This is a genomic window from Streptomyces sp. NPDC030021 (assembly GCF_055574035.1).
On the sequence record NZ_JBVIAH010000005.1, the window covers coordinates 453,626 to 480,109 of the forward strand.

18 protein-coding genes, 1 tRNA gene and 1 pseudogene are annotated in these 26,484 nt (G+C 74.2%); 11 read left to right on the forward strand and 9 right to left on the reverse strand.

The annotated features are described in order from the left end of the window. Position 1 precedes the first annotated feature (1 nt). Positions 2-2,329 (reverse strand): hypothetical protein, encoded by a 2,328-nt coding sequence (locus ACZ4YL_RS13105; protein ID WP_468116199.1) that lies wholly within the window; start codon positions 2,327-2,329, stop codon positions 2-4. A gap of 185 nt (positions 2,330-2,514) precedes the next feature. Between ACZ4YL_RS13105 and ACZ4YL_RS13110 the strand changes: the two genes are divergently transcribed. After that, positions 2,515-4,575 (forward strand): phosphocholine-specific phospholipase C, encoded by a 2,061-nt coding sequence (locus ACZ4YL_RS13110; protein ID WP_468116201.1) that lies wholly within the window; start codon positions 2,515-2,517, stop codon positions 4,573-4,575. On the opposite strand, the gene ACZ4YL_RS13115 is transcribed toward ACZ4YL_RS13110, so the two are convergent. Then, positions 4,562-5,266, reverse strand: coding sequence for a hypothetical protein (locus ACZ4YL_RS13115; protein ID WP_468116203.1), 705 nt, complete (start codon positions 5,264-5,266; stop codon positions 4,562-4,564). The two genes, ACZ4YL_RS13110 and ACZ4YL_RS13115, sit on opposite strands and share 14 nt — an antisense overlap. Before the next feature lie 72 nt (positions 5,267-5,338). Here ACZ4YL_RS13115 and ACZ4YL_RS13120 point away from each other — a divergent pair, with 72 nt between their 5' ends. Next, entirely contained in the window at positions 5,339-6,094 is a 756-nt protein-coding gene (locus ACZ4YL_RS13120; protein WP_468116205.1) for an alpha/beta fold hydrolase, read from the forward strand. A gap of 78 nt (positions 6,095-6,172) precedes the next feature. Here ACZ4YL_RS13120 and ACZ4YL_RS13125 read toward each other — a convergent pair. Next, positions 6,173-6,245, reverse strand: a tRNA-His gene (locus ACZ4YL_RS13125). Positions 6,246-6,319: 74 nt separating this feature from the next. Further along, positions 6,320-6,840: pseudogene (locus ACZ4YL_RS13130) on the reverse strand (CTP synthase). Positions 6,841-7,402: 562 nt separating this feature from the next. Between ACZ4YL_RS13130 and ACZ4YL_RS13135 the strand changes: the two are divergent. Then, complete coding sequence (locus ACZ4YL_RS13135) at positions 7,403-8,527, forward strand: M24 family metallopeptidase (protein WP_468116207.1); 1,125 nt, start codon at positions 7,403-7,405, stop codon at positions 8,525-8,527. Positions 8,528-8,530: 3 nt separating this feature from the next. Here ACZ4YL_RS13135 and treZ read toward each other — a convergent pair whose 3' ends face one another. After that, entirely contained in the window at positions 8,531-10,276 is a 1,746-nt protein-coding gene (gene treZ, locus ACZ4YL_RS13140) for a malto-oligosyltrehalose trehalohydrolase (protein WP_468116209.1), read from the reverse strand. Positions 10,277-10,386: 110 nt separating this feature from the next. Between treZ and ACZ4YL_RS13145 the strand changes: the two genes are divergently transcribed. The 3 genes from ACZ4YL_RS13145 to ACZ4YL_RS13155 all read left to right on the forward strand — a co-directional run bounded on the left by ACZ4YL_RS13145 (position 10,387) and on the right by ACZ4YL_RS13155 (position 12,503). Beyond that, a complete protein-coding gene (locus tag ACZ4YL_RS13145) occupies positions 10,387-10,950 on the forward strand; it encodes an FHA domain-containing protein (RefSeq protein ID WP_373038651.1) in 564 nt (187 codons plus the stop codon). 92 nt (positions 10,951-11,042) lie between these two features. Then, positions 11,043-11,555, forward strand: coding sequence for a GNAT family N-acetyltransferase (locus ACZ4YL_RS13150; protein WP_468116212.1), 513 nt, complete (start codon positions 11,043-11,045; stop codon positions 11,553-11,555). A gap of 102 nt (positions 11,556-11,657) precedes the next feature. Beyond that, on the forward strand, positions 11,658-12,503 hold the full coding sequence (locus ACZ4YL_RS13155; RefSeq protein WP_468116214.1) for a 2OG-Fe(II) oxygenase: 846 nt from the start codon (positions 11,658-11,660) through the stop codon (positions 12,501-12,503). Positions 12,504-12,540: 37 nt separating this feature from the next. Here ACZ4YL_RS13155 and ACZ4YL_RS13160 read toward each other — a convergent pair whose 3' ends face one another. Beyond that, a complete protein-coding gene (locus ACZ4YL_RS13160) occupies positions 12,541-13,848 on the reverse strand; it encodes a M14 family zinc carboxypeptidase (protein ID WP_468116293.1) in 1,308 nt (435 codons plus the stop codon). Between the two features lie 143 nt (positions 13,849-13,991). Further along, on the reverse strand, positions 13,992-15,404 hold the full coding sequence (lpdA, locus tag ACZ4YL_RS13165; RefSeq protein WP_468116216.1) for a dihydrolipoyl dehydrogenase: 1,413 nt from the start codon (positions 15,402-15,404) through the stop codon (positions 13,992-13,994). 83 nt (positions 15,405-15,487) lie between these two features. Here lpdA and ACZ4YL_RS13170 point away from each other — a divergent pair, with 83 nt between their 5' ends. Further along, positions 15,488-16,417 (forward strand): LysR family transcriptional regulator, encoded by a 930-nt coding sequence (locus tag ACZ4YL_RS13170; RefSeq protein ID WP_468116218.1) that lies wholly within the window; start codon positions 15,488-15,490, stop codon positions 16,415-16,417. A 27-nt stretch (positions 16,418-16,444) separates the two neighbouring features. Here ACZ4YL_RS13170 and treY read toward each other — a convergent pair whose 3' ends face one another. After that, positions 16,445-18,715, reverse strand: coding sequence for a malto-oligosyltrehalose synthase (treY, locus tag ACZ4YL_RS13175; RefSeq protein ID WP_468116220.1), 2,271 nt, complete (start codon positions 18,713-18,715; stop codon positions 16,445-16,447). An 82-nt stretch (positions 18,716-18,797) separates the two neighbouring features. On the opposite strand from treY, the gene ACZ4YL_RS13180 reads away from it, so the two are divergent. Further along, positions 18,798-20,087: an MFS transporter gene (locus tag ACZ4YL_RS13180; RefSeq protein ID WP_468116222.1), complete on the forward strand. Its 1,290-nt coding sequence runs from the start codon at positions 18,798-18,800 to the stop codon at positions 20,085-20,087. Here ACZ4YL_RS13180 and glgX read toward each other — a convergent pair. After that, entirely contained in the window at positions 20,072-22,186 is a 2,115-nt protein-coding gene (gene glgX, locus ACZ4YL_RS13185) for a glycogen debranching protein GlgX (RefSeq protein WP_468116224.1), read from the reverse strand. The two genes, ACZ4YL_RS13180 and glgX, sit on opposite strands and share 16 nt — an antisense overlap. 296 nt (positions 22,187-22,482) lie before the next feature. Between glgX and ACZ4YL_RS13190 the strand changes: the two genes are divergently transcribed. The 3 genes from ACZ4YL_RS13190 (at position 22,483) to ACZ4YL_RS13200 (ending at position 26,463) form a co-directional block, all read left to right on the forward strand. Further along, the gene (locus ACZ4YL_RS13190; RefSeq protein ID WP_468116226.1) at positions 22,483-23,760 is read left to right on the forward strand and encodes an SAV2148 family HEPN domain-containing protein; all 1,278 of its coding nucleotides are present in this window, start codon (positions 22,483-22,485) and stop codon (positions 23,758-23,760) included. Positions 23,761-24,043: 283 nt separating this feature from the next. Beyond that, a complete protein-coding gene (locus ACZ4YL_RS13195; protein WP_468116295.1) occupies positions 24,044-24,763 on the forward strand; it encodes an exonuclease domain-containing protein in 720 nt (239 codons plus the stop codon). A gap of 242 nt (positions 24,764-25,005) precedes the next feature. Further along, positions 25,006-26,463, forward strand: coding sequence for an acyltransferase family protein (locus tag ACZ4YL_RS13200; RefSeq protein WP_468116228.1), 1,458 nt, complete (start codon positions 25,006-25,008; stop codon positions 26,461-26,463). Positions 26,464-26,484: the final 21 nt, after the last annotated feature.

Consider the following 26,484-nt stretch of genomic DNA (forward strand, 5'->3'; position numbering starts at 1 on the left):
GTCAGCGGACCACCAGGGAGAGGAGCGGAGGCTCTTCGAGCCGGACGGAGGCGGCGGCGCCGCCGAGGAGAAAACCGCGCAGGGCGTACGGGCGGCCGGGCGCGACGGCGGTGTCGATCGGGCGCTCCACCGTGCCCGTGCCCGTTCCGGTGCCCGCGGCCGCGGCCGCGGCCGCGAGTTCGGCCCCGGTCACCCGGCACACGGCCGTTCCGCCGGACGGGCCGCCCGGGCGCCGCGGGTTGCGGCCGCCGTCCCCCCGGGCCACGAGGACGAAGCCGGGGAGGTCCGGGCCGGGTGCGCCGCCCGGCGCCCGTACGGTCACCCGCAGGACGGCGGGCCCGCGGCGCAGGCCGCGCCGGGCGCCGGGCACCAGCTCGTAGGCGATGGCCACGTCGGCGGGCAGTTCGGCCCGCGCGTCGCCCCCGGCCGAGGCGAGCACGGAACGGGCGCTGCGCGGTGCGGCGTGCGCCTCGACGGACAACGCGGCCGGGGTGACCGGCAGTCGCAGGCCCTCGCGCAGGAACACGCTGCGGGCCACGGCGAACTCGGTGCGCCGGCCGTCCTGGGTGACGACGGCGGTGACGGTGCCGGCCGTGCCGGGCCAGTCGAAGCGGACCTCGACCAGGTCGGGCGCGGCCCGCCGCAGCGCGAGCCCGGTCACCGGCAGCGGGGCCTCGACCAGGACGGAGGGCCCGGCCAGGGCCCGCGGGCCCAGCACGGACACGGCGCAGACGCCGGTGAGCGATCCCGGGGGCGGGTGCCCGACGGAGACCGGGCCACTTCCGGCCGGGCCACTTCCGGCCGGGCGGGACCAGCCCGGACCGGCCCACTCCAGCGGCGGCGGCAGCTCGGCCGCCGTCAGTTCGGCCCGCTCGGCGGGGGCGGCGCCGGGCCACTCCACCAGCCGCACCTCGGCCCCGTCGCCGCCGGTCAGGCCGAACTCCACCCCGCCCGCCTCCCGGGCCCGGGCCCGGGCCGTCAGGGTGAGCACGGGCTCCGGCCAGGCGTGCACGGTGACCGGGACGGTCACGGCCGCGGACAGCGCGCCGCGGTCGGCGCTGCCGGCCGGGGCGTACCGGGCCCGCACCGCCAGCTCGTACCTCCCGGGCGCCAGCCCCTCCGCGCGCAGGGACTCCCGCAGGCCCGCCCGTGCCGCCGGGGGCACCGGTACGCGTCCCTGCGTCCCGGTCAGCGTCACCTCGCAGTGGGACGCGCCCGACGGCGCGGTCCACGAGGCCTCGATCCACCCGTTGCCGTCGGCGGCGGCCGCCTCCGTCACCGCCGGGGCGACCGACAGCGCGGCCGCGATCAGCGGCGGCCCGTCGACGGCGCCGTCGGCCCGCAGCGGCAGCGCCACGTGGCGGACCTCCTCGCCGATCCCGGCGCCGCGGTCCACGAGCACGCCCCCGGCCGGCCGCCCCGCCACCTCGGCGAGCGGCGCGCCGGCCGGCTCCCCGCGGGTGAGCCGCACCACCCGCCAGCGCGTGTCCCCGAAGTCCCCGACCGGCCAGCGCAGTTCGACACCCCCGGGGACGAGGGCGGACACCATCGGGCCGGGATCCCCGGGATCGGGCCGGTAGGTGCGGACCAGCCCGCGCACCGCGCGCGGGCAGTCGCCCGCCAGCGCCGCGGCCTCCTCGTAGTGGACGCAGGCCCGCTCCGGATCCTCCTGCTGCTCGGCCCGCCGGGCCACCGCGAGCTCGGTGTCGGCGGCCGTCACCCGGGCGGCCAGCCCGGCGAGGAGGGCCGCCAGCGGCCGGTCCTCACCCGCGGGCGGCAGCAGGGCCGCCCGGCGGGCCGCAGAGCGGATCCGGTGCTCCAGCACGTCGTCGAGCAGGGATTCGGCGGCGGCCCGCTGTCCCTCGTCCAGCCGGGCCCGCCGGGCGGCCGCGTGGACCAGGGCCGCGGCCTCGGCCGGGTCCACCCCGAAGCCGGCCGCGGTGGCCGGCAGCTGCCCCTCGGGATGGTCCTGGAGCAGGTGGGTGAGCTGGTAGAGCAGGATCCGGCGCAGGGCCGCGGGGTCCGCCTCCTGGATCGCGGCCAGCCGCTCCAGCAACCGGGCCGCGCCCGGCTCCGGCCGGTCCCGGCGCAGCGACCGCAGCACCCCGGCATCCACGTGCCGGCGCCGGCCGGGCCCGGTGACGGCGAAGATCCCGTCGAGTACCCGTAAGCGGCCGCCGGACGGGACCATTAACTCGCCCAAGTGGCGTAATCCGATGGTCTGTTGCGCGGAGAGGAGTTCCCCGTACCCTCCCACGAGCGGCGACAGCGGCAGGCCGGAGAGTGCGCGGGGCAGCCCGATGGCATGCCCGAACTCGCTCCCGGCCATCCGCTCTGCGCCCCCCGTGCAGTGTGTGGGAGGTCATTTCAGCAGATACGCAGGTCGTTCGGGAGCTCTTTTCGTTCTCCAGGTGTACGGCGCAGTGTCACGAAGCGATCTCCGCCCGGTACCCCGGGACCGCTGTCCTTGGGGCGCCCCTCGACTCCCCCCTCACTCCCAGAGGTCGTCACCCCATGGCAGAACTCAACCGTCGCAGGTTCCTGCAGATAGCCGGTGGCACCGCCGCCCTCACGATGCTGAACGACAGCATCGCGCGGGCCGCCGCCATCCCGGCGCAGGGCACCACCGGAACGATCCAGGACATCGAGCACGTCGTCGTCCTGATGCAGGAGAACCGGTCCTTCGACCACTACTTCGGCGCGATGAAGGGGGTACGGGGCTTCGGTGACCCGCGGCCGGTCCTCCAGGACAACGGCAAGTCCGTCTTCCACCAGTCGAACGGGACGAAGGACATCCTGCCCTTCAACCCGCAGGTCCAGGACCTCGGCATGCAGTTCCTGGAGGGGCTCAACCACGACTGGGCCGGCGGCCACCAGGCGTACAACAACGGCAAGTACGACAAGTGGGTCCCGGCCAAGACGGCCACGACCATGTCGTACATGACCCGGAACGACATCCCGTTCCATTACGCCCTCGCCGACGCCTTCACGGTGTGCGACGCCTACCACTGCTCCTTCATCGGCGCCACGGACCCGAACCGCTACTACCTGTGGACGGGTCACACCGGCAACGACGGGACCGGCGGCGGCCCGGTCCTCGGCAACCAGGAGGCAGGCTACGGCTGGAAGACCTACCCCGAGCGGCTGGAGTCCGCCGGGGTCTCGTGGAAGGTCTACCAGGACATCGGCGACGGCCTGAACGCCGCAGGTTCCTGGGGCTGGATCAACGACGCCTTCCGCGGCAACTACGGCGACAACTCGCTGCTGTACTTCAACACCTATCGGGGCGCCCAGCCCGGCAGCGCCCTGTACGAGAAGGCCCGTACGGGCACGAACGTCAAGGCGGGCGACGGCTACTTCGACCGGCTGCGCGCGGACGTCGTGGGCGGCACGCTGCCCCAGGTCTCCTGGATCGCCGCCCCCGAGGCGTTCAGCGAGCACGCGAACTGGCCGACGAACTTCGGCGCCTGGTACATCTCGCAGGTCCTGGACGCGCTGACCGCGAACCCGGCGGTCTGGGCCAAGACCGCCCTGTTCATCACCTACGACGAGAACGACGGCTTCTTCGACCACGTGGTCCCGCCGTACCCGCCGGCCTCCTCCGCCTGGGGCCTGTCCACGGCCGACGTGTCGAAGGACCTCTACGCCGGCGGCGGCGGTTACGCGGCCGGACCGTACGGGCTCGGCCCGCGCGTCCCGATGATCGTGGTCTCCCCCTGGAGCAAGGGCGGCTACGTCTGCTCCGAGACCTTCGACCACACCTCGGTGATCCGCTTCATGGAGAAGCGCTTCGGGGTGCAGGAGCCCAACATCTCCCCGTGGCGCCGTGCCGTCTGCGGCGACCTGACCTCGGCCTTCGATTTCACCCGGGCCGACGCCGCGCCCGCCGCGCTGCCGTCCACGGCCGGGTACGTCCCGCCGGACAAGGACCGCCACCCCTCCTACCACCCGACCCCGCCGGCGACCGGCACCCTGCCCCGTCAGGAAGCCGGCTCCAAGCCGGCCCGCGCGCTCGGCTACAGCCCCTACGTGGACGGCGCCCGCACCACCTCCACCGGCAAGTTCACCCTCACGTTCGCCTCCGGACCGACCCTGGGCGCCCACTTCCACAGCACCTCAGGCAACCGCACGGACGGCCCCTGGCCCTACACGGTCGAGGCGGGCAAGACGCTCTCGGACACCTGGTCCACCAGCAGCTCCACCGGCAACCAGATCAACCTCACGGTGTGGGGCCCGAACGGCTTCCTGCGCACCTGGAAGGGCCCGGCGAAGAAGGCCGGCCCCGAGGTCACGGCCCGCCACGTGGCGGCCACCGGCAACCTGGCCCTGACCCTGACCAACTCCGGGACGGCGGCCGTCAACCTCACGGTGACCAACACCTACGGCGGCGCCGCCCAGATCCTCCGGGTGGCGGCCGGCGCGACGGTCTCCCACACGGTGGACCTCGCCGCCTCGGGCCGCTGGTACGACGTGCAGGTCGTCTCCGACGCCGACGCCACCTTCCTGCGCCGCTTCGCCGGACACGTGGAGACCGGCGCCCCGGGCGTCTCGGACCCGGCGATCAAGACCGTCTGATCCGGTCCTCCGGTGCGTGCAGCAGCCGCCGTTCCAGGACCGGGAGGTCCGTGGGACGGTGGCTGCGGGCGTGCCGCAGCAGGAGGTCCCGCGCGGTGTCGGGCACCCGGCGCCGCTTCGGGTGGCGGGTGGTGAACTCCTCGCTCGCGAAGAACCGCACGGCCCCTTCCAGGCCGGCCCGGTCCGTCTCCCTCACGGCCCATGCGAGTTGATCCGTCGGAACTCCGGCGAGCAGCCGCTCGGGGGCCCGGTCCGCGAGGAGCCACGCCGCGTCGCGGGGCTCGTCCCGTGGGGCGCCCAGCCAGCCGAACACCGTACCCAGCGGCACCCCGCGCGGCGCCGGGGGCTCCTCCTCACCCGCGGCGAGGGCCCCGGCGTACTCCCGCAGCTCCGCGGGCGCCGCGGCCACCCACCGCGCGCGGTGGCGGGCGGGGATGCCGTCGGGGGACAGCGGGTCGAGCAGACGCAGCAACTCCGGCCCGTGGTGATCCGTGCGCAGGTCCCCTCCGCACATACAGCTGATCGAGTCGACGGCGCGGCCGTCGCCGCCCGGCCGTCCGGCCTCCTCCACCGCGCCGATCTCGGCCGGGTCGCTGATCACGTACGTCCGGGGGTGGTGCGGGTGGCGTGCTCCGTCGGGCCGCGAGAAGTCCCCCATGTCCAGGGGCTGCGGGCGTGGTGTCGGGTTCACGGTGTGATGGTAGATCCGGTGGGCAGAACCTTCGGCGTCGGTTTTCTTCGCCACGTCACCGAGGGAGAACGCATGGCCATCGCCCACCGCAGGATCGGTACCGGACCCGTCCGCGTCATCGTGCTGCACGACTGGTTCGGCACCTCCGCGAACTGGGGTTCCGTACTGGACCACCTGGACCCCGAGGGCTTCAGTTATGTCTTCGTCGACTACCGCGGCTACGGCGACCGCCGCGACGTCCCCGGCCGCCACACCCTGGCCGAGATCGCCGACGACGTCCTCGAACTCGCCGACCAGCTCGGCTGGGACACCTTCTCCCTCCTCGGCCACTCCATGGGCGGCAAGGCGGTCCAGCAGGTCCTCGTTCGCGCCCCCGAGCGGGTGGAGAAGCTGATCGGGCTCGCCCCGGTCCCGGCCGCGCCCTACGCGATGGACGACGCGACCCACGCCCTCTTCCACGGTGCCGCCACCGACCCCGACAAGCGCCGCGTCATCCTCGACCTGGTCACGGGCAACCGCGTGAGCCGCCGCTGGCTCGACGGGATGGTCGCCCACTCGCTGGCCGTCTCCCGCCCCGAGGCCTTCGCCGGCTACCTCGCGAGCTGGCAGCCGCTCGACCTGTCCGCCGCCGTGAAGGGCAACACCGTCCCGGTGCTCGTCCTCGTCGGCGAGTACGACCTCGCGATCACCGCGGATGTGATGAGGGACACCTGGCAGGCCTCCTACCCGGACTGCCGGGTCGTGACGGTCCCGGGCTCCGGCCACTACCCGCCGCACGAGACCCCGGTGGCCTTCGTCACCGAGGTGGAGGCCTTCCTGCGGATCTAGACGAACAGGCCGGACGGGCCGGGCGCACGAAAAATCCCGTGGGGTACGAGGAAACCTCGTACCCCACGGGATCGACAGGGTGAGTGACGGGACTTGAACCCGCGGCCACCTGGACCACAACCAGGTGCTCTACCAACTGAGCTACACCCACCACGAAGGGCGGTGGACCGCCCGTTCGATGTGCAAGCACAGCATAGCCGATCAGAGGGGTGGTCCCGCGACGCCTTATCGGGCGGCGGACGTGCTCGCGGCCGGGCTTCCGGCCCGGTCGGAGGCGTGGGGGACGGCCGCCGCGGCGAGCGCCCGGACGATCGGGTGCGGCCTCGACCCGTCCCCGTGCAGCTCCGGCTGGCACAGCGTGGCCAGGAAGAAGGGGCTGGGCAGCTCCGCGAGCGCACCTGGCCGTCCTCGTCGCGCCCCGACAGCCGCAGGCCGAGCGCGGCCTCGGCGAGCGAGCCCGGCTCGCACCGGAGGGCGTGCTGGAAGCCCCCGCAGGTCCCGAGGAACGGGATGCGCCCCTCGCGGGCCACCCGGATCGTGGCCGGCGCCCCGGCCTCGCCGGCGTACGGGCTTCCGGGCAGCACCCACACCGCGTCGAAACGGGCCAGGGTCCCGGCGGCCGCCCCGGCCTCCGCCTCGCCGGTGGGGTTCCAGCAGGCGTCGAGGACGAGCCCGTCGCGGGAAGCGAGCTGCTCACCCGCCGGCCCGTCGCGCCGACCCCGGCCGGGGTGCGGCTGCCGGAGCACGCGGGACCGCCGCTGCCGCGGCTCGACGCCGTCCGTGCCGATGTGCTGCGGCCGGCCGCAGCCCCGCCTGGGCGCGTCACCCTCGCCGTCGGCCCCCGGCTGCTCGCGGCGCTGCCCGCCACCGGGGTCACCCTGCGGGTGCTGCCCCCCGGCCGAGGTGCCCGCCACCCCGTCGCCACCGGTGGCTGCGCCCTAGGGCCTCGCCGCGCCGAGCGACCCGCTGCGGCTGCCCGACGTGGCCCCGCTCACCGTGACGGGCGCGGGGGAGGAAGAGCCGGCCGGGCTGCTGCCTGCCGGACACCCGCTCGCTGGGCGGGCCGCCGTCCGGCTCGACGCCCCCGGCGTGGGGATGCCGCTCACGGCCGCCCGCGCCTCCGTGCGCTACGCGGCCGCCGGGCACGGCCTCGCGCCGCTGCCGCGCCGCGTGGTGGACGCCGCCGGCGCGGGGGCCCGTACCTCTGTGGGCCCCGCGCCTGGTCCACCGTACGGAGCTCCTCTCCCCGGGCCGCCCGACCGGCGTGGCCGCTGCCCTCGCCGCGCGGCTCACGGCAGGATCACCCGTATGACACGTGAACCCGCACCCTTCACGGCCGATGACTACGCCGCCCGGATGGCCGCAGCCGCCCAGACCGCCGCCGACGCGGGACTCGCCGGACTGCTGATCGCCCCCGGGCCCGACCTCACGCACCTCACGGGCTACCGGCCCACCGCCGAGACCGAGCGGCTGACCCTGCTCGTCCTGGCCGCCGGGCAGGACCCGGTGCTCATCGTGCCCGCGCTGGAGGCACCCGACGCGGAACAGGCCCCGGGCGCCACCGCGCTGACCCTGCGGGACTGGGCCGACGGGAAGAACCCGTACGCCGTCACCGCCCCGCTGCTGGACTTCCGCGGGCGCTTCGGGGTGAGCGACAACACCTGGGCGCTGCACCTCCTCGGCCTGCAGCGGGAACTGCCGAACAGCTCCTACGCGCCGCTCACCGACTGCCTGCCCATGCTCCGCGCGGTCAAGGACGAGCGGGAGCTGGAGCGCCTCGCCGCGGCGGGGGCCGCCGCCGACGCCGCCTACGCGCAGATCCTCCACCTCCCCTTCGCCGACCGGCGGGAGACCGACGTGGCCGAGGACCTGGCGGCCCTGCTGCGCGCGCACGGCCACTCCCAGGTCGACTTCACGGTCGTCGGCTCCGGCCCCAACGGGGCCAATCCGCACCACGAGGCCGGGGACCGCGTCATCCGCCACGGCGACATGGTGGTCCTCGACTTCGGCGGCCTGCGCTTCGGCTACGGCTCCGACATCTCCCGCACCGTGCACGTCGGCGAGCCCACCGCCGAGGAGCAGCGGGTCCACGACGTCGTCCGCGAGGCCCAGCAGGCCGGCGTGGCCGCGGTCCGGCCGGGGGTCTCCTGCCAGGAGATCGACCGGGCCGCCCGGGCCGTGATCACCGAGTTCGGCTACGGGGACCGCTTCATCCACCGCACCGGCCACGGCATCGGGGTGACCACCCACGAGCCCCCGTACATGGTCGAGGGCGAGGAGCAGCCGCTGGTCCCCGGCATGTGCTTCTCCGTGGAGCCGGGTGTCTACCTGCCGGGCCGGTTCGGCGTCCGCATCGAGGACATCGTGACCGTCACCGAGGACGGCGGGCTCCGCCTCAACAACGCCCCGCGCGAGCTCGCCGTCGTGGAGTGAGCCTCACGGGGCCAGGACGACCGCCGTTTCGCCGGGTACGTGGATCCGCCCGTCGGGACCCGGGTGGCCGACCGGCTCCCAGGAGGCCAGCACCCGTACCCCGTTGCGGCCCAGCGCGATCGTCACCGGGTCCGGGGAGAGGTTCACGGCCACCCGGACGTCGCCCCGCCGGAAGGTGAGCCAGCGACGCTCCTCGTCGTGCGCGACCCGGACCGCCCCCAGGTCCGGGTCGCGCAGGTCGTGATGGGTGCTGCGGAGTGCGATCAGCGTGCGGTACCAGTCCAGCAGGCGGGCGTGGACGGCCTGTTCGGGCTCCGCCCAGTCCAGACAGGAGCGGTCCCGGGTGGCCGGGTCCTGCGGGTCCGGGATCTCCTCGGCCTTCCAGCCGTGCGCCGCGAACTCCCGCCGCCGGCCGGACCGTACCGCCTCGGCGAGTCCCGGGTCCGGATGGTCGGTGAAGTACTGCCAGGGGGTCTTCGCCCCCCACTCCTCGCCCATGAACAGCATCGGCACGAACGGCCCGGTGAGGGCCACGGTCGCGGCGCACGCCAGCAGCCCGGGGGAGAGCGAGGCGGAGAGCCGGTCGCCGAGCGCCCGGTTGCCGATCTGGTCGTGGGTCTGGGTGTAGCCGAGGAAGCGGTGGGCCGGGGTCCGGCGGTGGTCCACCGGGCGGCCGTGGGTACGGCCGCGGAAGGAGGACCAGGTCCCGTCGTGGAAGAAGACCCGGGTCATGGTCTTGGCGAGGGCGGCGAGCGGGGCCGTGGCGAAGTCGGCGTAGTACGCCTGGGACTCGCCCGTCAGCGCGCAGTGCAGGGCGTGGTGGAAGTCGTCGTTCCACTGGGCGTGCAGGCCCAGGCCCCCGGTGGCGCGCGGGGTGGTGGTGCGGGGGTCGCAGCGGTCGGACTCGGCGATCAGGAACAGCGGGCGGCCGGTGTCCGCGGACAGTTCATCGACGGCCGCGGACAGTTCCTCCAGGAAGGTCAGCGCCCGGTCGTCGGCCAGCGCGTGCACGGCGTCGAGCCGCAGCCCGTCGATCCCGTAGTCGCGCAGCCAGGCCAGGGCGCTGCCGAGCAGGTAGGCGCGTACCTCGTCGGAGCCGGCCGCGTCCAGGTTCACCGCGGAGCCCCACGGCGTGTGGTGGGTGTCGGTGAAGTACGGGCCGAAGGCGGGCAGGTGGTTGCCGGACGGGCCGAGGTGGTTGTGGACCACGTCCAGCACCACTCCCAGCCCCGCCTCGTGCGCGGCGGCCGTGAAGCGGGCCAGGCCGGCCGGGCCGCCGTACGGCTCGTGCACCGCCCAGGGCGCGACCCCGTCGTACCCCCAGCCGTGCCGCCCGGAGAAGGAGCAGACCGGCATCAGCTCCACGTGCGTGACGCCGAGGGCGGTGAGGTGCCCGAGCCGGGCGGCGGCCGCGTCGAAGGTGCCCTCGGGGGTGAAGGTGCCGATGTGCAGCTCGTACAGGACCGCGTCCTGGAGCCGGGTGTGCGGCGGTTGCGCCGGCCGCGGGGCGAGGGCATCCGGATCGACCACCGCCGACAGGCCGTCGGGGCCGTCGGGCAGCCGGCGCCCGCGCGGGTCCGGCCGCGGGCCGTCGCCGTCGAGCAGGAATCCGTAGCGGCTCCCGTCGGCGGCCGGGGCCTCGGCGGTCCACCAGCCGTCCCGGTCCGGATCGCGTGCCATGTCGTATGTCGTCCCGTCGAGCAGCATGGCGACGTGACCTGTCAGTGGTGCCCACACCTCGAACTGCACGGACGGTCCCCTCGTCGGCGGCGGTGTCCAGCATGCGTATCGTGCCCATCATTCCGGGCATGGCGGGGGAGTTCTGGACACTCCGGCCCCGACGGGCCGACAATCACCCTGTGACGTCCAGTTTCGAGATTCCCGCCTTCCCCGCGCCGCGGCTGTCCGACGCCGAGCGCGACCGGGCGCTGGGCCAGCTCAGGGAGGGCGCGGCCCTCGGCAAGCTGTCCCACGACACCTTCCTGCGCCGGATGGAACTCGCCCTGGTCGCCCGCCGCTCGGAGGAGCTCGCCGTGCTCACGGCCGACCTCCAGTCCCGGGAGGCGGCCGAAAGCCCCTGGACCCGTCGGCTGTTCGGCTGGGTCGGCCGGGCCTCGGCCGTGTCCCTCGGGGTCCGGCGCGCCTGGAACGCCGAGCGGCTGCCCAAGCTGCTGCTGCCGCATCCGAGCGCGGCGGCCCTGCGGATCGGCCGCGACCCCGGCAACGGGCTGCGGCTCAGCCACGAGACGGTCTCCCGGGCGCACGCGGAGCTCAGGCTGCAGGGCGGTGTGTGGGTGCTCAGGGACCTCGGCTCCACCAACGGGACCACGGTCAACGGACGCCGGGTGACCGGCTCCGCGGTGGTCCGCGACGGGGACCAGGTCAGCTTCGGGAACATGACCTTCCGGCTCTCGTCGAGCTGAGGGCGTCCCGTCCCCTGCGGGCGTCCCCTGCGGGTGTCCCTTGGGGCGCCCCGCCGGTACGGCGCCGGGAGCCGGCGCGCAGGATGGCGCTCATGGAACACACCTCCGTCATCCGCCGCGCACGCGTCGGGGACCTGCCCCGCCTGGTAGAACTCGTCCACGAGCACGTGGCGTACGAGAAGTCGGCGCCGCGCCCGCCGGACCTCGCCGAGCGGCTCGGCCCGCAGCTGTTCGCCGAGGACGCCCGGCTGTGGGTGCTGCTCGCCGAGACCCCGGACGGCACGGTCGCCGGATACGCCGCCTGCTCCGCCGAGTTCGCCTTCTGGGACGCCCGGCACTACCTGCACATGGACTGCCTCTACCTGGCGGAGGAGGCCCGCGGCCACGGCCTCGGCGCCGCTCTGATGGACGGCGTGACGCGTCTGGCCCGCGAGCTCGGCCTCGACCAGGTCCAGTGGCAGACCCCGGACTGGAACGAGGGCGCGATCCGCTTCTACGACCGGCTCGGCGCCACCGGACGGCCGAAGCACCGCTACTCCCTCGCGGTGGAGCCCTCCCGGGGCCAGGGCGGGACACCCCCCGGGCCCGGTTCCGCTTCCCGCTGACCGCGCCGCTCCGGATGCCCGGCGCGGGCGTGCGCCGTGCACTTCCATGCGCCCCCTTGTGCTCCTTCGGCGCGGACGGCCGCCGTCGTACGGTTCCGGGCTATGAGCGGATACACGATGGAACCGGCCACGCCGATGGAAATCAGCCCGCGAGTCCTGCCTCCCTCCGACCGCTGGTCCCCCGCCCTCGCGGTACCGGCACCGGTCTGCCGTTTCGAGAACTTCCTGGGGGCGGAGCGCGCCACCGCCCTGCTGGAGTACGCGATATCGCGGGCGGAGGACTTCACGGCGGGGACCGTCCTGGACCCCCTGACCGGACAGGTGTCCCGCAAGGGGCGGGACTCGCTGGTCCTTCCCGTGACCAGCGAGGTGTTCAGCGCACACCTGGCCGACTGTCTGCCGCTCGTCCAGGAGGTCCTCGGTCACCGGGCCGCACTCGCCCGGTCGTTGACCGTCCTGACGGCGCACGGCGATGGCGGCCACTTCGGCATCCACACGGACGCCTCACGTGTCCCGGACGTGGCCACGGCGCTGTCCGCCGTGTACTACCTGCACCGCACGCCGCGCGGCTTCGGCGGCGGCCAACTCCGGCTCTACGACACCGTGGTGGACGAGGGCCGGGCGCGGCCGGGGGAGTCCTACCGCACGATCGAGCCCGAGCACGACACCATCGTCTTCTTCCCCTCCGGGGCCTTCCACGAGGTCGTGCCGTCCACCTGCCCGAGCGGGCGGTTCTCGGACCACCGGTTCACCCTCACGACCTGGATCTCCGGCGGGGAGCCAGCCGCGGCCCCGGACGCCCGCCGGCCGCACGTCTGGCAGTGGCTGGCGGACGCGGCCGAAGGCACCCGCCCCCTCCACGACGCCGGGGAGGACCACGACGGAGCCAGGCCGGTGGCTCTGCCGCCGCCCGGCCCCGGCACCCGCCTGGGTCCGCCCAGGTCCTGACCGCCGCTCAGCCCGCCCGCCCGCCGACCCGCCCCGCTTAGCCGGCCCGCTCGTCCCGGCCGGCCGCGACGAGGCGGTCGTAGGTCGCCAGGACGGTCCGGGACTGGTGTTCCACCTGGGTGGCCACCGGGACCCAGCGGGCCCCGAAACGGGCCGCGAAGTCCTCGCACCACCCGGTGACCAGCCGGTCCAGCCCGGGCGCCGTCGGATGCCCCTGGGCGCGCAGCACCCGCAGCAGCATCGCGGCGGCGCGCAGCGACAGCCGCCGCCCGAAGGCGTCGATGCTGGCGATGTTCGCCGCCGTGGCCTCCTCGGGAGCCCCGGCCGTCCACTCGGCGGCGATCCGGGGGATCAGTGCGAGCGTCCAGTCCACCGCGCGCAGCAGGGGCGCCGCGGCCGGGTCCTCGTCCTCGTACGGCGGACCCGGCCGTACGTCGGCACCGGCCCGGACCGAGGCGACGAGCGCGGCGTCCGCGGTGAGCCGCTCGGCCAGCATCTGCAGGGCGCCGCGCGGGTCCGGGTGCGGGGCCGGGTCGTCCACCAGGTCGGAGGCCCACATGGGGACTTCGACGATGGCGGTCGTGCCGGCGTAGCGGTGGGCGCGGTACCAGGTGCTCAGCCGGGTGTCCTCCGGGTGGAAGGCCCCGGCGGCCTCGCTGCCCGGCTGCGGGATCACGAAGATCCCGGGCCCGGGGGAGGGCCAGCCGGCCGCGTCCGAGGCGCCGTTCTCCACCGGGATGCGCAGCTCGGCGGCCGATTTGGCGAACGGCTCGGCGAGGCCGGGTACGTCCCGGGTGAGCTGCACCCAGGAGCCGCCGAGGTCGGTGGCGTGCAGGGAGACCTGCAGGACGGGCCGCAGTTCGTCGATGAGCGCCATCAGGGCCAGGGTCTCGGGCGGCAGCCGGTCCGGGGGCAGTAAGGACGGGGCCCACTCGGGCTGTTCGGGGCCGGGAGGCCGGAAGAAGTTCCGGTGGTAGTCCAGCAGCGAGTACGGGTGGGGGGTGCGGTGCAGGTCCGCGCCGTCCGGGTCGGCACAGAGCAGGAAGTGCCAGCCGCAGCCGGCCCGCGGCGCCGGGTCGTCGAGGACGCGCCGGGCGAGCGAGAGGGCGGTGGCGCCGCCGACGGGCTCGTTGGCGTGCGCCCCGGCGACGACGAGGACGTTGCGGTCGGCCCCGCGCGGGGTGCCGCCGGTCGCGGCGACGGACAGCACCCAGAGCGGCTGTCCGGCCCGGGAGGTGCCGGCCTGGCGGAGCCGGGCCTCGCCGGGGTGTTCGTCCGCCAGAGCGCGGGCGGCGAGCCCGAGTTCCCGCGGTGTGGGGTAGTGCATGTCACGGAGGAGAGTCACAAGGGATGCCATGCCCGCAGGGCCCGCCGCCTACTGCTCCGCGGGCCCCGCAGTTCCCCGAATCGAGGGTGAAACCCCTGGCCGAGGCCCGGGGGCCCAGCACCGGCGGGGCCGGGCCCGGGGCCGCTGCCCGGGGGTTCGGACTACTGCTGGTGCAGTCCGCGGCCCGCCAGGCTGAGGAAGGCCTCCCCGACCGCCTCCGACAGCGTCGGGTGGGCGTGGACGTGCCGTGCCACATCGCCCGGTTCCGCGTCCCAGCCCACGATCAGCTGGCTCTCCGCGATCATCTCCGACACGTGCGGCCCCACCAGGTGCACGCCGAGCACCCGCCCGTCCCGTTCCGCGACCACCTTCACCGTGCCGCCCTGCCCGTGCACCATGCCCTTGGCCACGGCGGTCAGCGGCATCGTGTTCACCACCACGTCGTACGCCGCCTCGCGCGCCTGCGCCTCCGTCAGCCCGACGGCGGCGGTCTGCGGGGCCGAGTAGGTCACCCGCGGCACCGCCGCGTAGTCCACCGGCGCGCTCGCCACCCCGGCCAGGGTCTCCGCGACCAGCAGGCCCTCCGCGAAGGAGGCGTGCGCCAGCCCGAGCGAGGGCGGCGGCAGCAGGTCGCCCACCACGTGGATCCCCGGGACGGCGGTCTCCAGCCGGGACCAGTCGGCCGGGGCCACGAACCCCCGTCCGTCGGTGGCCAGTCCGGCCGCCGCGAGGTCCAGGCCGTCGGTCACCGGGACCCGCCCGACCGCCACCAGCAGGCGCTCCGCACCGATCTCCCGCAGCTCCCCGCGCGCGGTGCGCACGGTGGCCCGGACACCGCCGGAGGCGAGCCGCTCGGCCCCCTCCAGCCGGGCCCCGGTCTGCACGTCGATCCCGCGCTTCTTCAGGCCCCGCGCCAGATGCCGGGACACATCCGCGTCCTCCAGCGGGACCAGCCGGTCCGCGGCCTCGACCAGGGTCACCTCGGCGCCCATGGAACGGTGGAAGGACGCGTACTCCACCCCGATCGCCCCGCCGCCCAGCACCAGCACCGAAGCGGGCAGGCCGGGCGCGAACAGTGCGTCGTCACTGGTCACCACCGTGTGGCCGTCGGGCTCCAGGCCGGGCAGGGTACGCGGCCGGGACCCGGTGGCCAGCACGATCCCCCGGGCGGCCGTGAACTCCCGCCCGTCCTCGGTCCGTACCGAGCGCGGTCCCGTCAACCGGGCGCCGCTGCGCACCACCCGCACCCCCGCGTGCTCCAAGTGGCCTTCCACACCCTTGTGGTTGCGGGAGACGATGTCGTCGCGGGTGGCGGTCAGGGCCGGCCAGTCGACCGACTCCACGCTCGCCCGGACCCCCCAGCGCTCGCGCGCCTCGGCTATGCCGTCCACGAGTTCCGCCGCGTGCAGCATGGCCTTGCTGGGGATGCAGCCCCGGTGCAGGCAGGTCCCGCCGACCTTGTCGCGTTCCGCGAGCAGGACGCTCAGGCCCAGGGCCGCGGCGCGCAGGGCGGTGCTGTAGCCGCCCGTACCGCCGCCGATCACGATCACATCCACTGCGCTGTCGTTGGTCATGTCGCCAGCCTCCACCGCCCGTTGGGTCAAGTCCAAGGAAATGATCTTCTGAAGGTCATGCAGGATCTTTATGCTTCGAGGTCATGAGCCTGCGCCAGATGGAGTACTTCCTGGCCGTCGTGGAGGAGTCCTCCTTCACCCGCGCCGCGGACGGTCTGCACGTCACGCAGCCCGCCCTGTCCCACCAGGTCAAGGCCCTGGAGCGGTCCGTGGGCGGCGCGCTGCTGGAGCGGATGCCCCGCGGGGTCCGGCTCACCCCGATGGGCCGCGCCTTCCTCCCGCACGCGCAGCTCGCCGTCCGCAGCGCCCGTCAGGCCGAGCGGGCCGCCCGCGCCGCCGCCGGGGTGGCCGGCGGCGAACTGCACATCGCCACCGTGCACGCGCTGGCCGTCGGCCTGCTCCCGGGCGTCGCCGCCCGCTGGCGGTCCCTGCATCCGGGGGTGTCCCTGGTGCTGCGGGAGTACGGCAGCACCGAGGCCCTGGAGGAGCAGCTGGAACGGGGCGTCGCCGACCTCGCGGTGGGCCCGGAGCCCGCGGGCTGGCCGGGGCCGCTGCTGCGGATCGGCCGGGAGGAGCTGGTCATCGTCGTCCCCTTCGACGATCCGCTGGCCGGCCGCACGGCCGTCGCCCTCGCCGAACTCGCCCACCGCGACTGGATCCGCTGCGCGATGGAACCCCTGGTCGACGGCGTCCTCGTGCTCGACCGGGCGTGCGGGGCGCTCGGTTTCACCCCGCACACGGTGCTGCGTACGGAGCACACCTCGACCGCGGTACGGATGGCGGCCGCCGGGGTGGGCGTCGTCATGGCCCCGGCCCACATGGTCCGCGGCGCCGTCGGCGAGGACTGCGTCCTGCTCTCCCTCGACCCGCCGTGGCACCGGCCCCTGGCGGTCTTCTCCCGGGTCCCGCTGACCGGTGCCGCGGCCGCCTTCGCGGAGCTCATCGGTGCCGGTGCCAGTGCCGGGGCCGGGGCCGCGCCGGATCCGGGCTGCCCCGGCGGTCCGCCGAAGTGAGCGGCGGGCGGCCCCGTCGCCGCCGGATCACCGGCGCAGCCAGACACCCACCGGGTGGCCGTCCAGCAGGGCGGCCACCTCGGCCGGACCGCCGTGCGACACGGTGGAGTCCGTGCGCGGGGAGAAGGGGGCGAGGCGGGTCCAGGTGCCGGGAGGCAGGTGCAGGCGGGTGTCCCGCCAGCCGCCCGACGCGGCCAGCCGGTGGGACAGCCGGGTGGCCGCCACCAGCAGTCCGGGGGCCCGGGTGAAGGCCAAAAGATGGTCGGCGGCCGGGCCCCGCGCGAGGACCGGCGCGTAGCCCCGGAAGAGCTCCGGCCGGTCCCGGCGCAGCCGCAGCAGGGTGGCCGTGAGCCCCAGCTTCTCCTCGGCCGGGTCCCCGGGGGCGGCCCCCGTGTCCAGCCGGGCCAGCGCCCGGCGGGGGAAGTGGGCCGGACGCCGGTTGTCGGGGTCCACCAGGGCCCGGTACTCCGTCTCCGCGCCCTGGTAGACCTCCGGGACCCCCGGCATCGCCAGGTGCAGCAGGGTCATGCCGAGGAGGTTCGTGCGGGCCGCCCCGGCCAGTTCCGCCGGGAGGTCGAGCGGGGCCCGGACGTATCCGGCCACGCCCGCCTCGTACTCCTCGTCCCGTTCGGTCCAGCTGGTGTGCAGGGCCGCCTCGCGGACCGCCTTGAGCAGTGCGTCGGCCAGCCGCGGCCCGGCCTCGGGGACCCGGCCGAGCCCCAGCGCGGTCTGCCGGGCCACCCAGGCCAGCTGGGGGTCGGGCCCCTCGGGGCGGCCCATCAGCTCCGGCGCCTGGGACAGCGCCGCGATCCGGGCCCGGACGTCCGCGCTGCGCTTGGTGTCGTGCGTGGACAGGACCGTCCCGGCCGCGGGCCACTCCTGGGCCAGGGCGGCGCAGTACGCGTGGAACTCCGCCGCCGACACCGCCGGCCGCCCCGGCTCCCCGCCGACCTCGGTGGCCGACAGCAGCGGCGCGTACCGGTAGAAGGCCCGGTCCTCCAGGGACTTGGCGCGCAGGGCCGCCGAGGTCTGGGCGAAGCGGGCGGCGAAGGCCGGATCCCGCAGCAGCAGCTCCCGTACGGCGGCCACCGCGCCCGGACCGGCCGCCGCGGCCGCCTGCTCCAGGGCCCGCGGCGGCAGCTCCGGCTCTCCGGGATAGGGCCGATAGACAGGAAAGGCGATCAGCAACTCCCGTACAGCTGCGGCAAGTTCGGGACCGGCCTGCCGTTCCAGCGCCCCCAGTTCGGCGGCCAGGTCGCCGGTCAGCACCTCCCGGGCGGACGTCCGGGCCGCCTCCTGCCAGCGGGGCAGCCCGGTGGTCTCCCCGTAGCGGGCCGCCAGCTCGGCGGCGCCCTCGGGGTCGGTGAACACCCCGTCCACCCGGTGCAGGGCGTCGTAGCCGGTGGTCCCCGCCACCGGCCAGGCGGACGGCAGCCGCTCCTCGCGGGCCAGGATCTTCTCGACCACCACCCAGCAGCCGTCGCCGGCCGCCGCCCGCAGCCGCCGCAGGTACTGCTCCGGGTCCGCGAGACCGTCCACGTGGTCGATCCGCAGTCCGTCCGCCACCCCGTCCCGGACCAGCTCCAGCACCTTCGCATGGGTGGCCGTGAACACCTCCGGGTCCTCCACCCGGACCCCGATGAGCTCCGAAATGGTGAAGAAACGCCGGTAGTTGAGTGAAGTGCGGGCCTCGCGCCACCAGGCGGGCCGGTACCACTGCGCGGCGAGCAGCTCGGGCAGCGCCAGCCCCGAGGTCCCTTCCCGCAGTGGGAACTGCTGCTCGCCGTAGCGGAGCACCTCGCCGTCGGCCCACAGCTCGCAGGACTCCACCGGCCCGGCCAGCACCGGCAGCAGCACCTGCCCGCCGCCCGCCTCCCAGTCGATGTCGAACCAGCGGGCGTACGGCGAGCCGGGGCCCTCCCGCAGCACCTCCCACAGGGGCCGGTTCAGCCGCAGCGGGGTCGGTACCGCCATGTGGTTGGGCACGATGTCGAGGACCAGCCCGAGCCCGTGCGCCCGGGCGGCCCCGGCCAGGGCCCGCAGGCCCGGCTCGCCGCCGAGTTCGGTCCGCACGCGGGAGTGGTCGGTGACGTCGTAGCCGTGCGTCGAGCCGGGCACCGCCTCCAGGACCGGGGAGAGGTGCAGGTGCGACACGCCGAGCGAGGCGATGTACGGTACGGCTGCCTCGGCCGCCGCGAAGGGGAACTCCGGGCGCAGCTGGAGGCGGTAGGTCGACGTCGGAGTGACTGGTGTCGGAACGTCAGATTCCGATTCGGGGGTCGCGTGCGGCTGGCTCATGAGAACGTACGTACCCAACCTGCCGGATTCCGTGCCATTACCCAATGCATCCGAGTGACTGCGCCGGGTTAGTGTCGATCAAGTGGTTGGAACCGTCAGCACCTATCGAAGAGTCATCGCCCTGACCGGGCCCCTACTTCCGCTCGTCTCTTTCCTCGCCCGACTGCCCGTCGCGATGTCCCAGTTCGGCAGCTTCCTGCTGGTCGCCCAGACCAGCGGATCCCTCGCCACCGCCGGCACGGTCGGCGGCGCCCTCTCCATCGGACAGGTCCTCTTCGGACCCGTCCTCGGCTGGCTCGCCGACCGCCACGGGCAGCGCCCGGTGGTCCTGGCCGCGGCCGCCGTCAACGCCGTGGCCACCGCCGCCCTGGTCGCCGGGGCACTCACGCATCTGGCCACCGTCCCGCTCGCCGCGATCGGCGCCCTCACCGGCGCCTCCGTACCGCTGATCGGACCGCTCGCCCGCACCCGCTCGGTGGCCCTGGCGCACCGGGCCAAGTCCGACGAGAGCGTCGTCGGCGCCGTCCACGCGCTCGAAGGCACCCTGGACGAGGTCTCCTTCGTCTTCGGACCCGCCCTCGTCGGACTCGCCGCTCTCCTCGCGCACCCCGCCGTCGCCCTCGCCGGCGCGGCCGGCCTCGTCGCCGTCTTCGGCACCGTCTACGCGCTGCACCCGACCGCCGCCGTCACGGCCGGGGCGCCCGCGCGGGACCGGCGCCCGGGAAGCCGGGTCCGGCCGCCCGGCGTGGTCCACGCCGTACGCGGCTCCCTCGCCCTCCAGGGCGCGATGTTCGGCGCCTGCCAGGCGGGCATCACCGCGCTCACCATCCGGCTCGGCGTCCCCGACCAGGCCGCCGTCGTCTACTCCGCCATGGGCGTCGTCAGCGCGGTCGTCGGCATCTCGCTCGGCGCGCTGCCCGCCCGCTTCGGGCTGCGGCTGCGCTGGCGGGTGGCGACCGGCGCTGCCCTGGTGCTCTCGGTGCCCCTGCTGTTCACCGACGGCCTGTGGCCGCTGTACGCCGTCGTCACCGTGCTGGGTGCCGCCTACGCACCCCACCTGATCACCGCGTTCGCGCTCACCGAGCGGGCCGTGGAACCGGCCCGGCTCTCCACCTCGATGGCCTTCGCCGCCAGCTGCCTGGTGGCCGGGCAGGCCACGGCCCTCGTCGTCTGCGGGCGCCTCGCCGAGGCGTACGGCCCCGCCGGGGCCTTCGCCGTGGCCGTCGGGGCGGCCGCGCTCTGCCTGCTCCTCGCCCTCGTCACCAAGGTGCCCGCCGCCCGGACGCGCACCGCCGAGGTGAGCATCCCGGGCCCGCGGACCGGCTCCTCCCCGGCGGCGGACGGGACCGGCGCCGCCTACGCCGGGCGCTGAAGCACCACCAGGCACCGCCCCGTCAGCGCCACCCGGTCACCGGCCGCATACTGCGGCCCGGTGCCGGGTGGCAGTACGTCCGCCCGCGCCGTGTCCACCACCAGCCGCCACTGCGCGCCGTGCCCCGCCGGAACGGTGAAGTCCTGCGGCTCCGCGCCCGCGTTGAACATCAGCAGGAACGAGTCGTCGGTGATCCGCTCCCCGCGGGTGCCCGGCTCGGAGATCGCCTCCCCGTTGAGGAAGACGGTCAGCGCCTTCGCGTGCTGCGCCTGCCAGTCCCGCGCCCGCATCTCCTCCCCGTGCGGGGTGAACCAGGCGATGTCCGACAGCTCGTCGTGCGTACCCTCCACCGGCCGCCCGTGGAAGAACCGGCGCCGCCGGAAGACCGGGTGGTCGCGGCGCAGCCACACCATCCGCCGGGTGAACTCCAGCAGGGACGGCGCCGGTTTGCCGGGCTCCGGCCAGCCGACCCAGCTCAACTCGTTGTCCTGGCAGTAGGCGTTGTTGTTCCCCTGCTGGGTGCGGCCGAACTCGTCGCCGTGGCTGAGCATCGGCACCCCCTGCGACAGCATCAGGGTGGCGGTGAAATTACGCATCTGGCGTTCGCGCAGCTCCAGGATCTCCGGGTCCTCGGTGGGCCCCTCCACACCGCAGTTCCAGGAGCGGTTGTGGGTCTCGCCGTCCCGATTGCCCTCCCGGTTGGCCTCGTTGTGCTTCTCGTCGTACGAGACCAGGTCGTTGAGGGTGAAACCGTCGTGGCAGGTGGTGAAGTTGATCGACGCCAGCGGGCGCCGCCCGTCGTCCTGGTAGAGGTCCGAGGAGCCCGTCAGCCGCCCCGCGAACTCCGCGAGCGTGCGCGGCTGCCCGCGCCACAGGTCCCGCACGGTGTCCCGGTACTTGCCGTTCCACTCGGTCCACAGCGGCGGGAAGTTGCCCACCTGGTAGCCGCCCTCGCCCAGGTCCCAGGGCTCCGCGATCAGCTTCACCTGGCTGACCACCGGATCCTGCTGGACCAGGTCGAAGAACGAGGACAGCCGGTCCACCTCGTGGAACTGGCGGGCCAGCGTCGCCGCCAGGTCGAAGCGGAAGCCGTCCACGTGCATCTCGGTGACCCAGTAGCGCAGCGAGTCCATGATCAGCTGGAGCACGTGCGGGGAGCGCATCAGCAGCGAGTTCCCGGTGCCGGTGGTGTCCATGTAGTGGCGCGGATCGTCCGCCAGCCGGTAGTACGAGGCGTTGTCCAGCCCCCGGAAGGACAGCGTCGGGCCCAGGTGGTTCCCCTCGGCGGTGTGGTTGTAGACCACGTCGAGGATCACCTCGATGCCGGCCTCGTGCAGGGCCCGGACCGCCGACTTGAACTCCAGCACCTGCTGGCCGCGGTCGCCCGAGGCGTAGCCGTTGTGCGGGGCGAAGAAACCGATGGTGTTGTAGCCCCAGTAGTTGCTCAGCCCGTCGTTGACCAGCCGGTGGTCGTTGACGAACTGGTGGACCGGCATCAGCTCCAGCGCCGTCACCCCGAGCTTGGTGAGGTGGCCGATGACCGCCGGGTGCGCCAGCGCCCCGTAGGTGCCGCGCAGCTCCTCGGGGAGGTCCGGATGGTGCATGGTCAGACCCTTGACGTGGGCCTCGTACAGCACGGTGTGGTGGTACTCGTGGCGCGGCGGCCGGTCGTTGGCCCAGTCGAAGTACGGGTTCACCACCACCGAGCTCATCGTGTGCGGGGCGGAGTCCAGGTCGTTGCGCGAGTCCGGCCGGCCGAAGTGGTAGCCGTACACCGCCTCGTTCCAGCTGACCCGGCCGCTGATGGCCCGCGCGTACGGGTCGAGCAGCAGCTTCGCCGCGTTGCAGCGCCGGCCGCGCTCGGGCTCGTACGGGCCGTGCACACGGAATCCGTAGCGCTGGCCCGGCATGACGCCGGGCAGGTACGCGTGGCGGACGAAGGCGTCCGTCTCGCGCAGCTCCACGGCCGATTCCGACCCGTCGTCGTGCAGGAGACACAGCTCGATGCGTCGGGCGGCCTCCGAGTAGACCGCGAAATTGGTGCCGGCGCCGTCGTACGTGGCACCCAGCGGATACGCCTGTCCCGGCCAGACCTGCATAGATAACGACTCTTCCCTCGTTGCCCGAAGATGTTCCGGCTGTCCCGGCTGACCCGGCGTGGACCCAAGTCCCTGCCAGATCTTCCCCGAAAGAGGGGCCGCAAGCGCGGACTTGGGAGGGGTCCTACCGGGTGACCCGCAGAGCCGATATGCGGGTCAGCGGACTGTCTGCGCATCGGATAATGGGTCAACGGACAGCCCCTGTACGGGCCGTCGGGCTGCACCGGGCCGTGCGCGCGGAGTACCCTTCCGTGATCACTGGAGACGGGCGTCCAGACGCAGAAGGCGGTGCACGGGTGAGCTCGGGAGGTCTGGAGCTGCCCCCTGGTGACAGCAGTCACGAGGGTGGCCCGGCGGACGCCCCAGGGGGTGTCCCCGACGGGACACCCGCGGGGATCCCGGCCGGGGCGGTCTCCCTGGCGGGCGGACCGGCGGCGGCCGGGAACGCGGGGACCGGCGTGGAGCTGGACTGGGGCACGGAGGCCTGGAGCGAGGTCCGGACCCGGGCACAGCGGGCCGGCCGTGCCTACATATGGCTGAATCTCATCGAACAGCGGCTGCGCGCGGTGGTCGGGGCGGTGCTCCGGCCGATCTACGAACCGGTGCACGGCACGGACGACTGGGTCGTCGCGGCCGCCGGGCCCGCCGGGCAGGAATGGGTGCAGCGGGCCGTGGCCGTGCGCGAGGTCAGCAGGCGCAAGGGCTACCTGCTCGACTCCGCCGACGACAACGTGCTGAGCTTCCTGACCCTGCCCCAGCTGCGCGAGCTGATGGTCCAGCACTGGCCGTGCTTCGAGCCGTACTTCGACGACCGGCGCGAGATCGAGCTGGCCCTGGACGAGCTGGAGGTCACCCGCAACGTCGTCTCCCGCAACCGGGCGCTGTCCCGGCCCGTGCTGGAGCAGGCGGAGCGGGCCTCGGCGCGCCTGCTGGAGGTGCTGGGCGGGGTCTCCGGCAGCCCCTCCGCGGAGCGGCTGCCGATCGACGCCGTCGAAGACCTGGTGGGCGACCGGTACGCGGACGTCATCTCGGTCCACCCCGACCGGGTACGGCTGCAGCGCCAGCTCCCGGCCGAGGACCTCTTCGGGGGCGCGCGGCGGCTCGACGCCATCGGCATAGGGCTCAACCTGCTGGTCCAGAACTTCTCGGGCCGAAGACTCGTCCGGCTCACGGAGGCCGGGTGCCGGGTGCGGCTGCTGTTCCTGAACCCGGCGAGCAGCGCCGTGAAGCGGCGCGAGCGGGAGCTGGGGCTGCGCAAGGGCGAGCTGAGCCGCTCGGTGGAGATGAACATCCTGCACGTCCGCCGGGTCCGGGCGGGTCTGCGGGACCCCTCCCGCTTCGAGATCCACGTCTTCGACGAGACCCCGCGGTTCACCGCCTACCTGGTGGAGGGGCAGTCCTCGGGCATCGCGGTGGTCCAGTCCTACCTGCGGCGGGCGCGCGGCATGGAGTCGCCCGTCCTGGTGCTGCGGGGCGGTGGGCGCGGGGTGCCGAAGGATGCGGAGCACGGGTTGTTCACGACGTACCGGGAAGAGTTCGAGTCGATGTGGGAGGACTCCCGGCCGGTGTCCTGACGCGGGGCACGGCCTACACGGCACGGCCTACACGGCACGGCCTACGCGGCACGGCCCACGAGGGGGCGGGGAACGGTGCTGGCGCATCGCCCGAGGGAAAGTACGCGGATCCGGAGCAGGCACGGGAACGGTACGACGCGGGGCGGGGATGGCTGAGCCTGGGCATCTGATCCACGCCCCGGCGGCCCCGGCGGCCTGGCTGTCAGTGCCCCGTGGCAGGCTGAAACCCGTTGACCGAAGGCGTTGTACGGGGGAGGGGCACGGGGTGGAGGACTGGCACGGCATGGGGGACTGGCACGGCGGTGTGCTGATCGGATTCGACCTGGAGACGACCGGCACGGAGCCGGGGGAATCGCGGATCGTGACGGCGGCCCTGGTCGAGGTGCGGGCCGGAGCGGTGCGCGAGCGGCGCGGCTGGCTCGCGGACCCGGGGATACCGATCCCTGACGGAGCCTCGGCGATCCACGGGATCAGCACGGAGCGCGCGGTCGCCGAGGGACGCCCGGTGCGGGAGGTCGCGGACGAGGTCGCCGAGGCCCTGGTCGGCCACTGGCGCGCCGGCGCGGTGGTGGTCGCGTACAACGCGGCCTTCGACCTGACCCTGCTGACGGCCGAGCTGGCCCGGCACGGGCTGCCCTCGCTGGCCGACCGGCTGGGCGGGGCACAGACCGGGCCGGTGGTGGACCCGCTGACCATCGACCGGGCCGTGGACCGCTACCGGCGGGGCAAGCGGACCCTGGAGGCGGTCTGCGGGGTGTACGGGGTCACCCTCGACGACGCGCACGACGCCGGGGCGGACGCACTGGCCGCGGTCCAGGTGGCCCGGGCGATAGCCGAGCGGCATCCGGAGGTGGCCGCGCTCACCCCGGCCGACCTGCACGCGCGGCAGAGCACCTGGCACGCGCGCTGGGCCCGGGACTTCCAGTCGTACCTGCGCCGCCAGGGCACCCCGGACGCGGTGATCGACGAGGCCTGGCCGCTGCGGGGCCTGGTCCCGGCCTAGTGCTGTGACCGGAAAGGTCCACCGGGTCGCGACGCCCGGCACGGCACCTCGCCGCGTTGTCGGACCACGGAAGTACGTCCAGTACGGCCCGCGGCCTCCGCCTTGCGATGCACCGCACCGGACGCCGCGACCCGGCAAACCTTTCCGGTCACAGCACCAGGTGTGTTGTCCGGACAGGTTGGTGACGCGGCTGGCGGACCCCTGCGGCGGCTGGGTACTCCGCATGGGCTAGTCTCCGGCGGATGATGACCAAGGGATTGCCGGCTCGGCGGGGAGCATGGAGGGCCTGGCGAGGGGAACGCGCCGCAGCGCCGGGAAGCCGGCTCGGCTGGCTGGACGCGCTGCGTGGGATCGCCGCGCTGGCCGTGGCGGCCCACCACTTCGAGATCATGAGGTTGATCCCCAACGGCGGCACCATCGCGGCCCGCTTCGACCTCGGCTTCTACGGAGTCATCGCATTCTTCATCGTCAGCGGATACATCATCCCGGCTTCGCTGGAGCGCCGCGGTGACGTCCGGGCGTTCTGGATCGGCCGGATCTTCCGGATCTATCCGGCGCTGATCGTGACCATGCTCCTCGCCGAGTTCCTCCTGCCGAACGACTACCAGGTCCTCACCTTCGACGGCTACGGGCACGACAAGCTCTGGCTGGCAGGTAACGGCCTGATGCTGTCGGACATGCTGGGCGTGGTGAATGCGCTCGGCATCTCGTGGACACTCACGTACGAGATGCTCTTCTATTTCTTCGTCAGCAGCCTCTTCACGGTCGCCTGGCACCGGCGTACCACGCCGATCGCGGTCGCAGCGGCGGGGGCCGCGCTCATTCTGGGCGTCTGGATCCCGTCGAACGGCCTGACCCACACCCTTGCGGAGCTCAACCACCTCGTGGCTGCCGCCGTGCTCGTCGTGGTCATGGGCGTGCTCTGCATGATCAGCGGCAATGCGGCGCTGGCCCGGATCGGCGGTCTGCTGCTGGGCGGGTTGGGCATGCTGCTGGTGTTCACCAACGGCCGGACGCCCGCGTACGAGACCTTCACCATCCTCGCGACGATGTTCGCGGGCACGGTGATCTACCGGGCGCAGCACGGGCAGATCGAGCGCATCGAGGCCTGGATGTCCGTCGGTTTCGTGGTGGCGGCGGGCGCCATGGCGGGGTGGATGTACAACCGGGACGCGATGGGGCGCGCGACCGCGACCTTCACCTGGCCGGCGTGGACCAACGCCTACCTGGCGGCGTGGGCGTCGTTCGGGCTCTTCTTCCTGCTGCGAAACCGGCGGCTGCCGCGCGTGCTGACCTGGCTGGGCGCGGTGAGCTTCTCGGTCTACCTGCTGCACTGGCCGGTGAAGAAGTTCCTGCTGTGGCGGCTCGGCTGGGACAGCAACCTCTACTACAACAAGCTGGCCGCGATGCCGTTCGTCGAGCGGTGGTCGTGGGTGGCCGGGTACGTCGCGGTGCTGCTGGTGGTCTGCTGGGTGGTGTACCGGCTGGTGGAGATGCCGTTCCAGAACCTGGGCCGCAAGCTGACCAAGGCGGTGAATCGCCGCTGGCCGCCGCAGTCCCTGGAGCAGTCGGTGCCGGTCGCGGCGGTCGCGGCGGTCGCCGTCGCCCCGGCGCATGCCTCCGCGGCGGCGGAACCGGTGCTGGTGGGCGCGGGCGCGGGCCCGGGCTCGGGCTCGGGTGGTCAGGGGAAAACGGTCTGACTGAGCGGCGCCGGACCCACA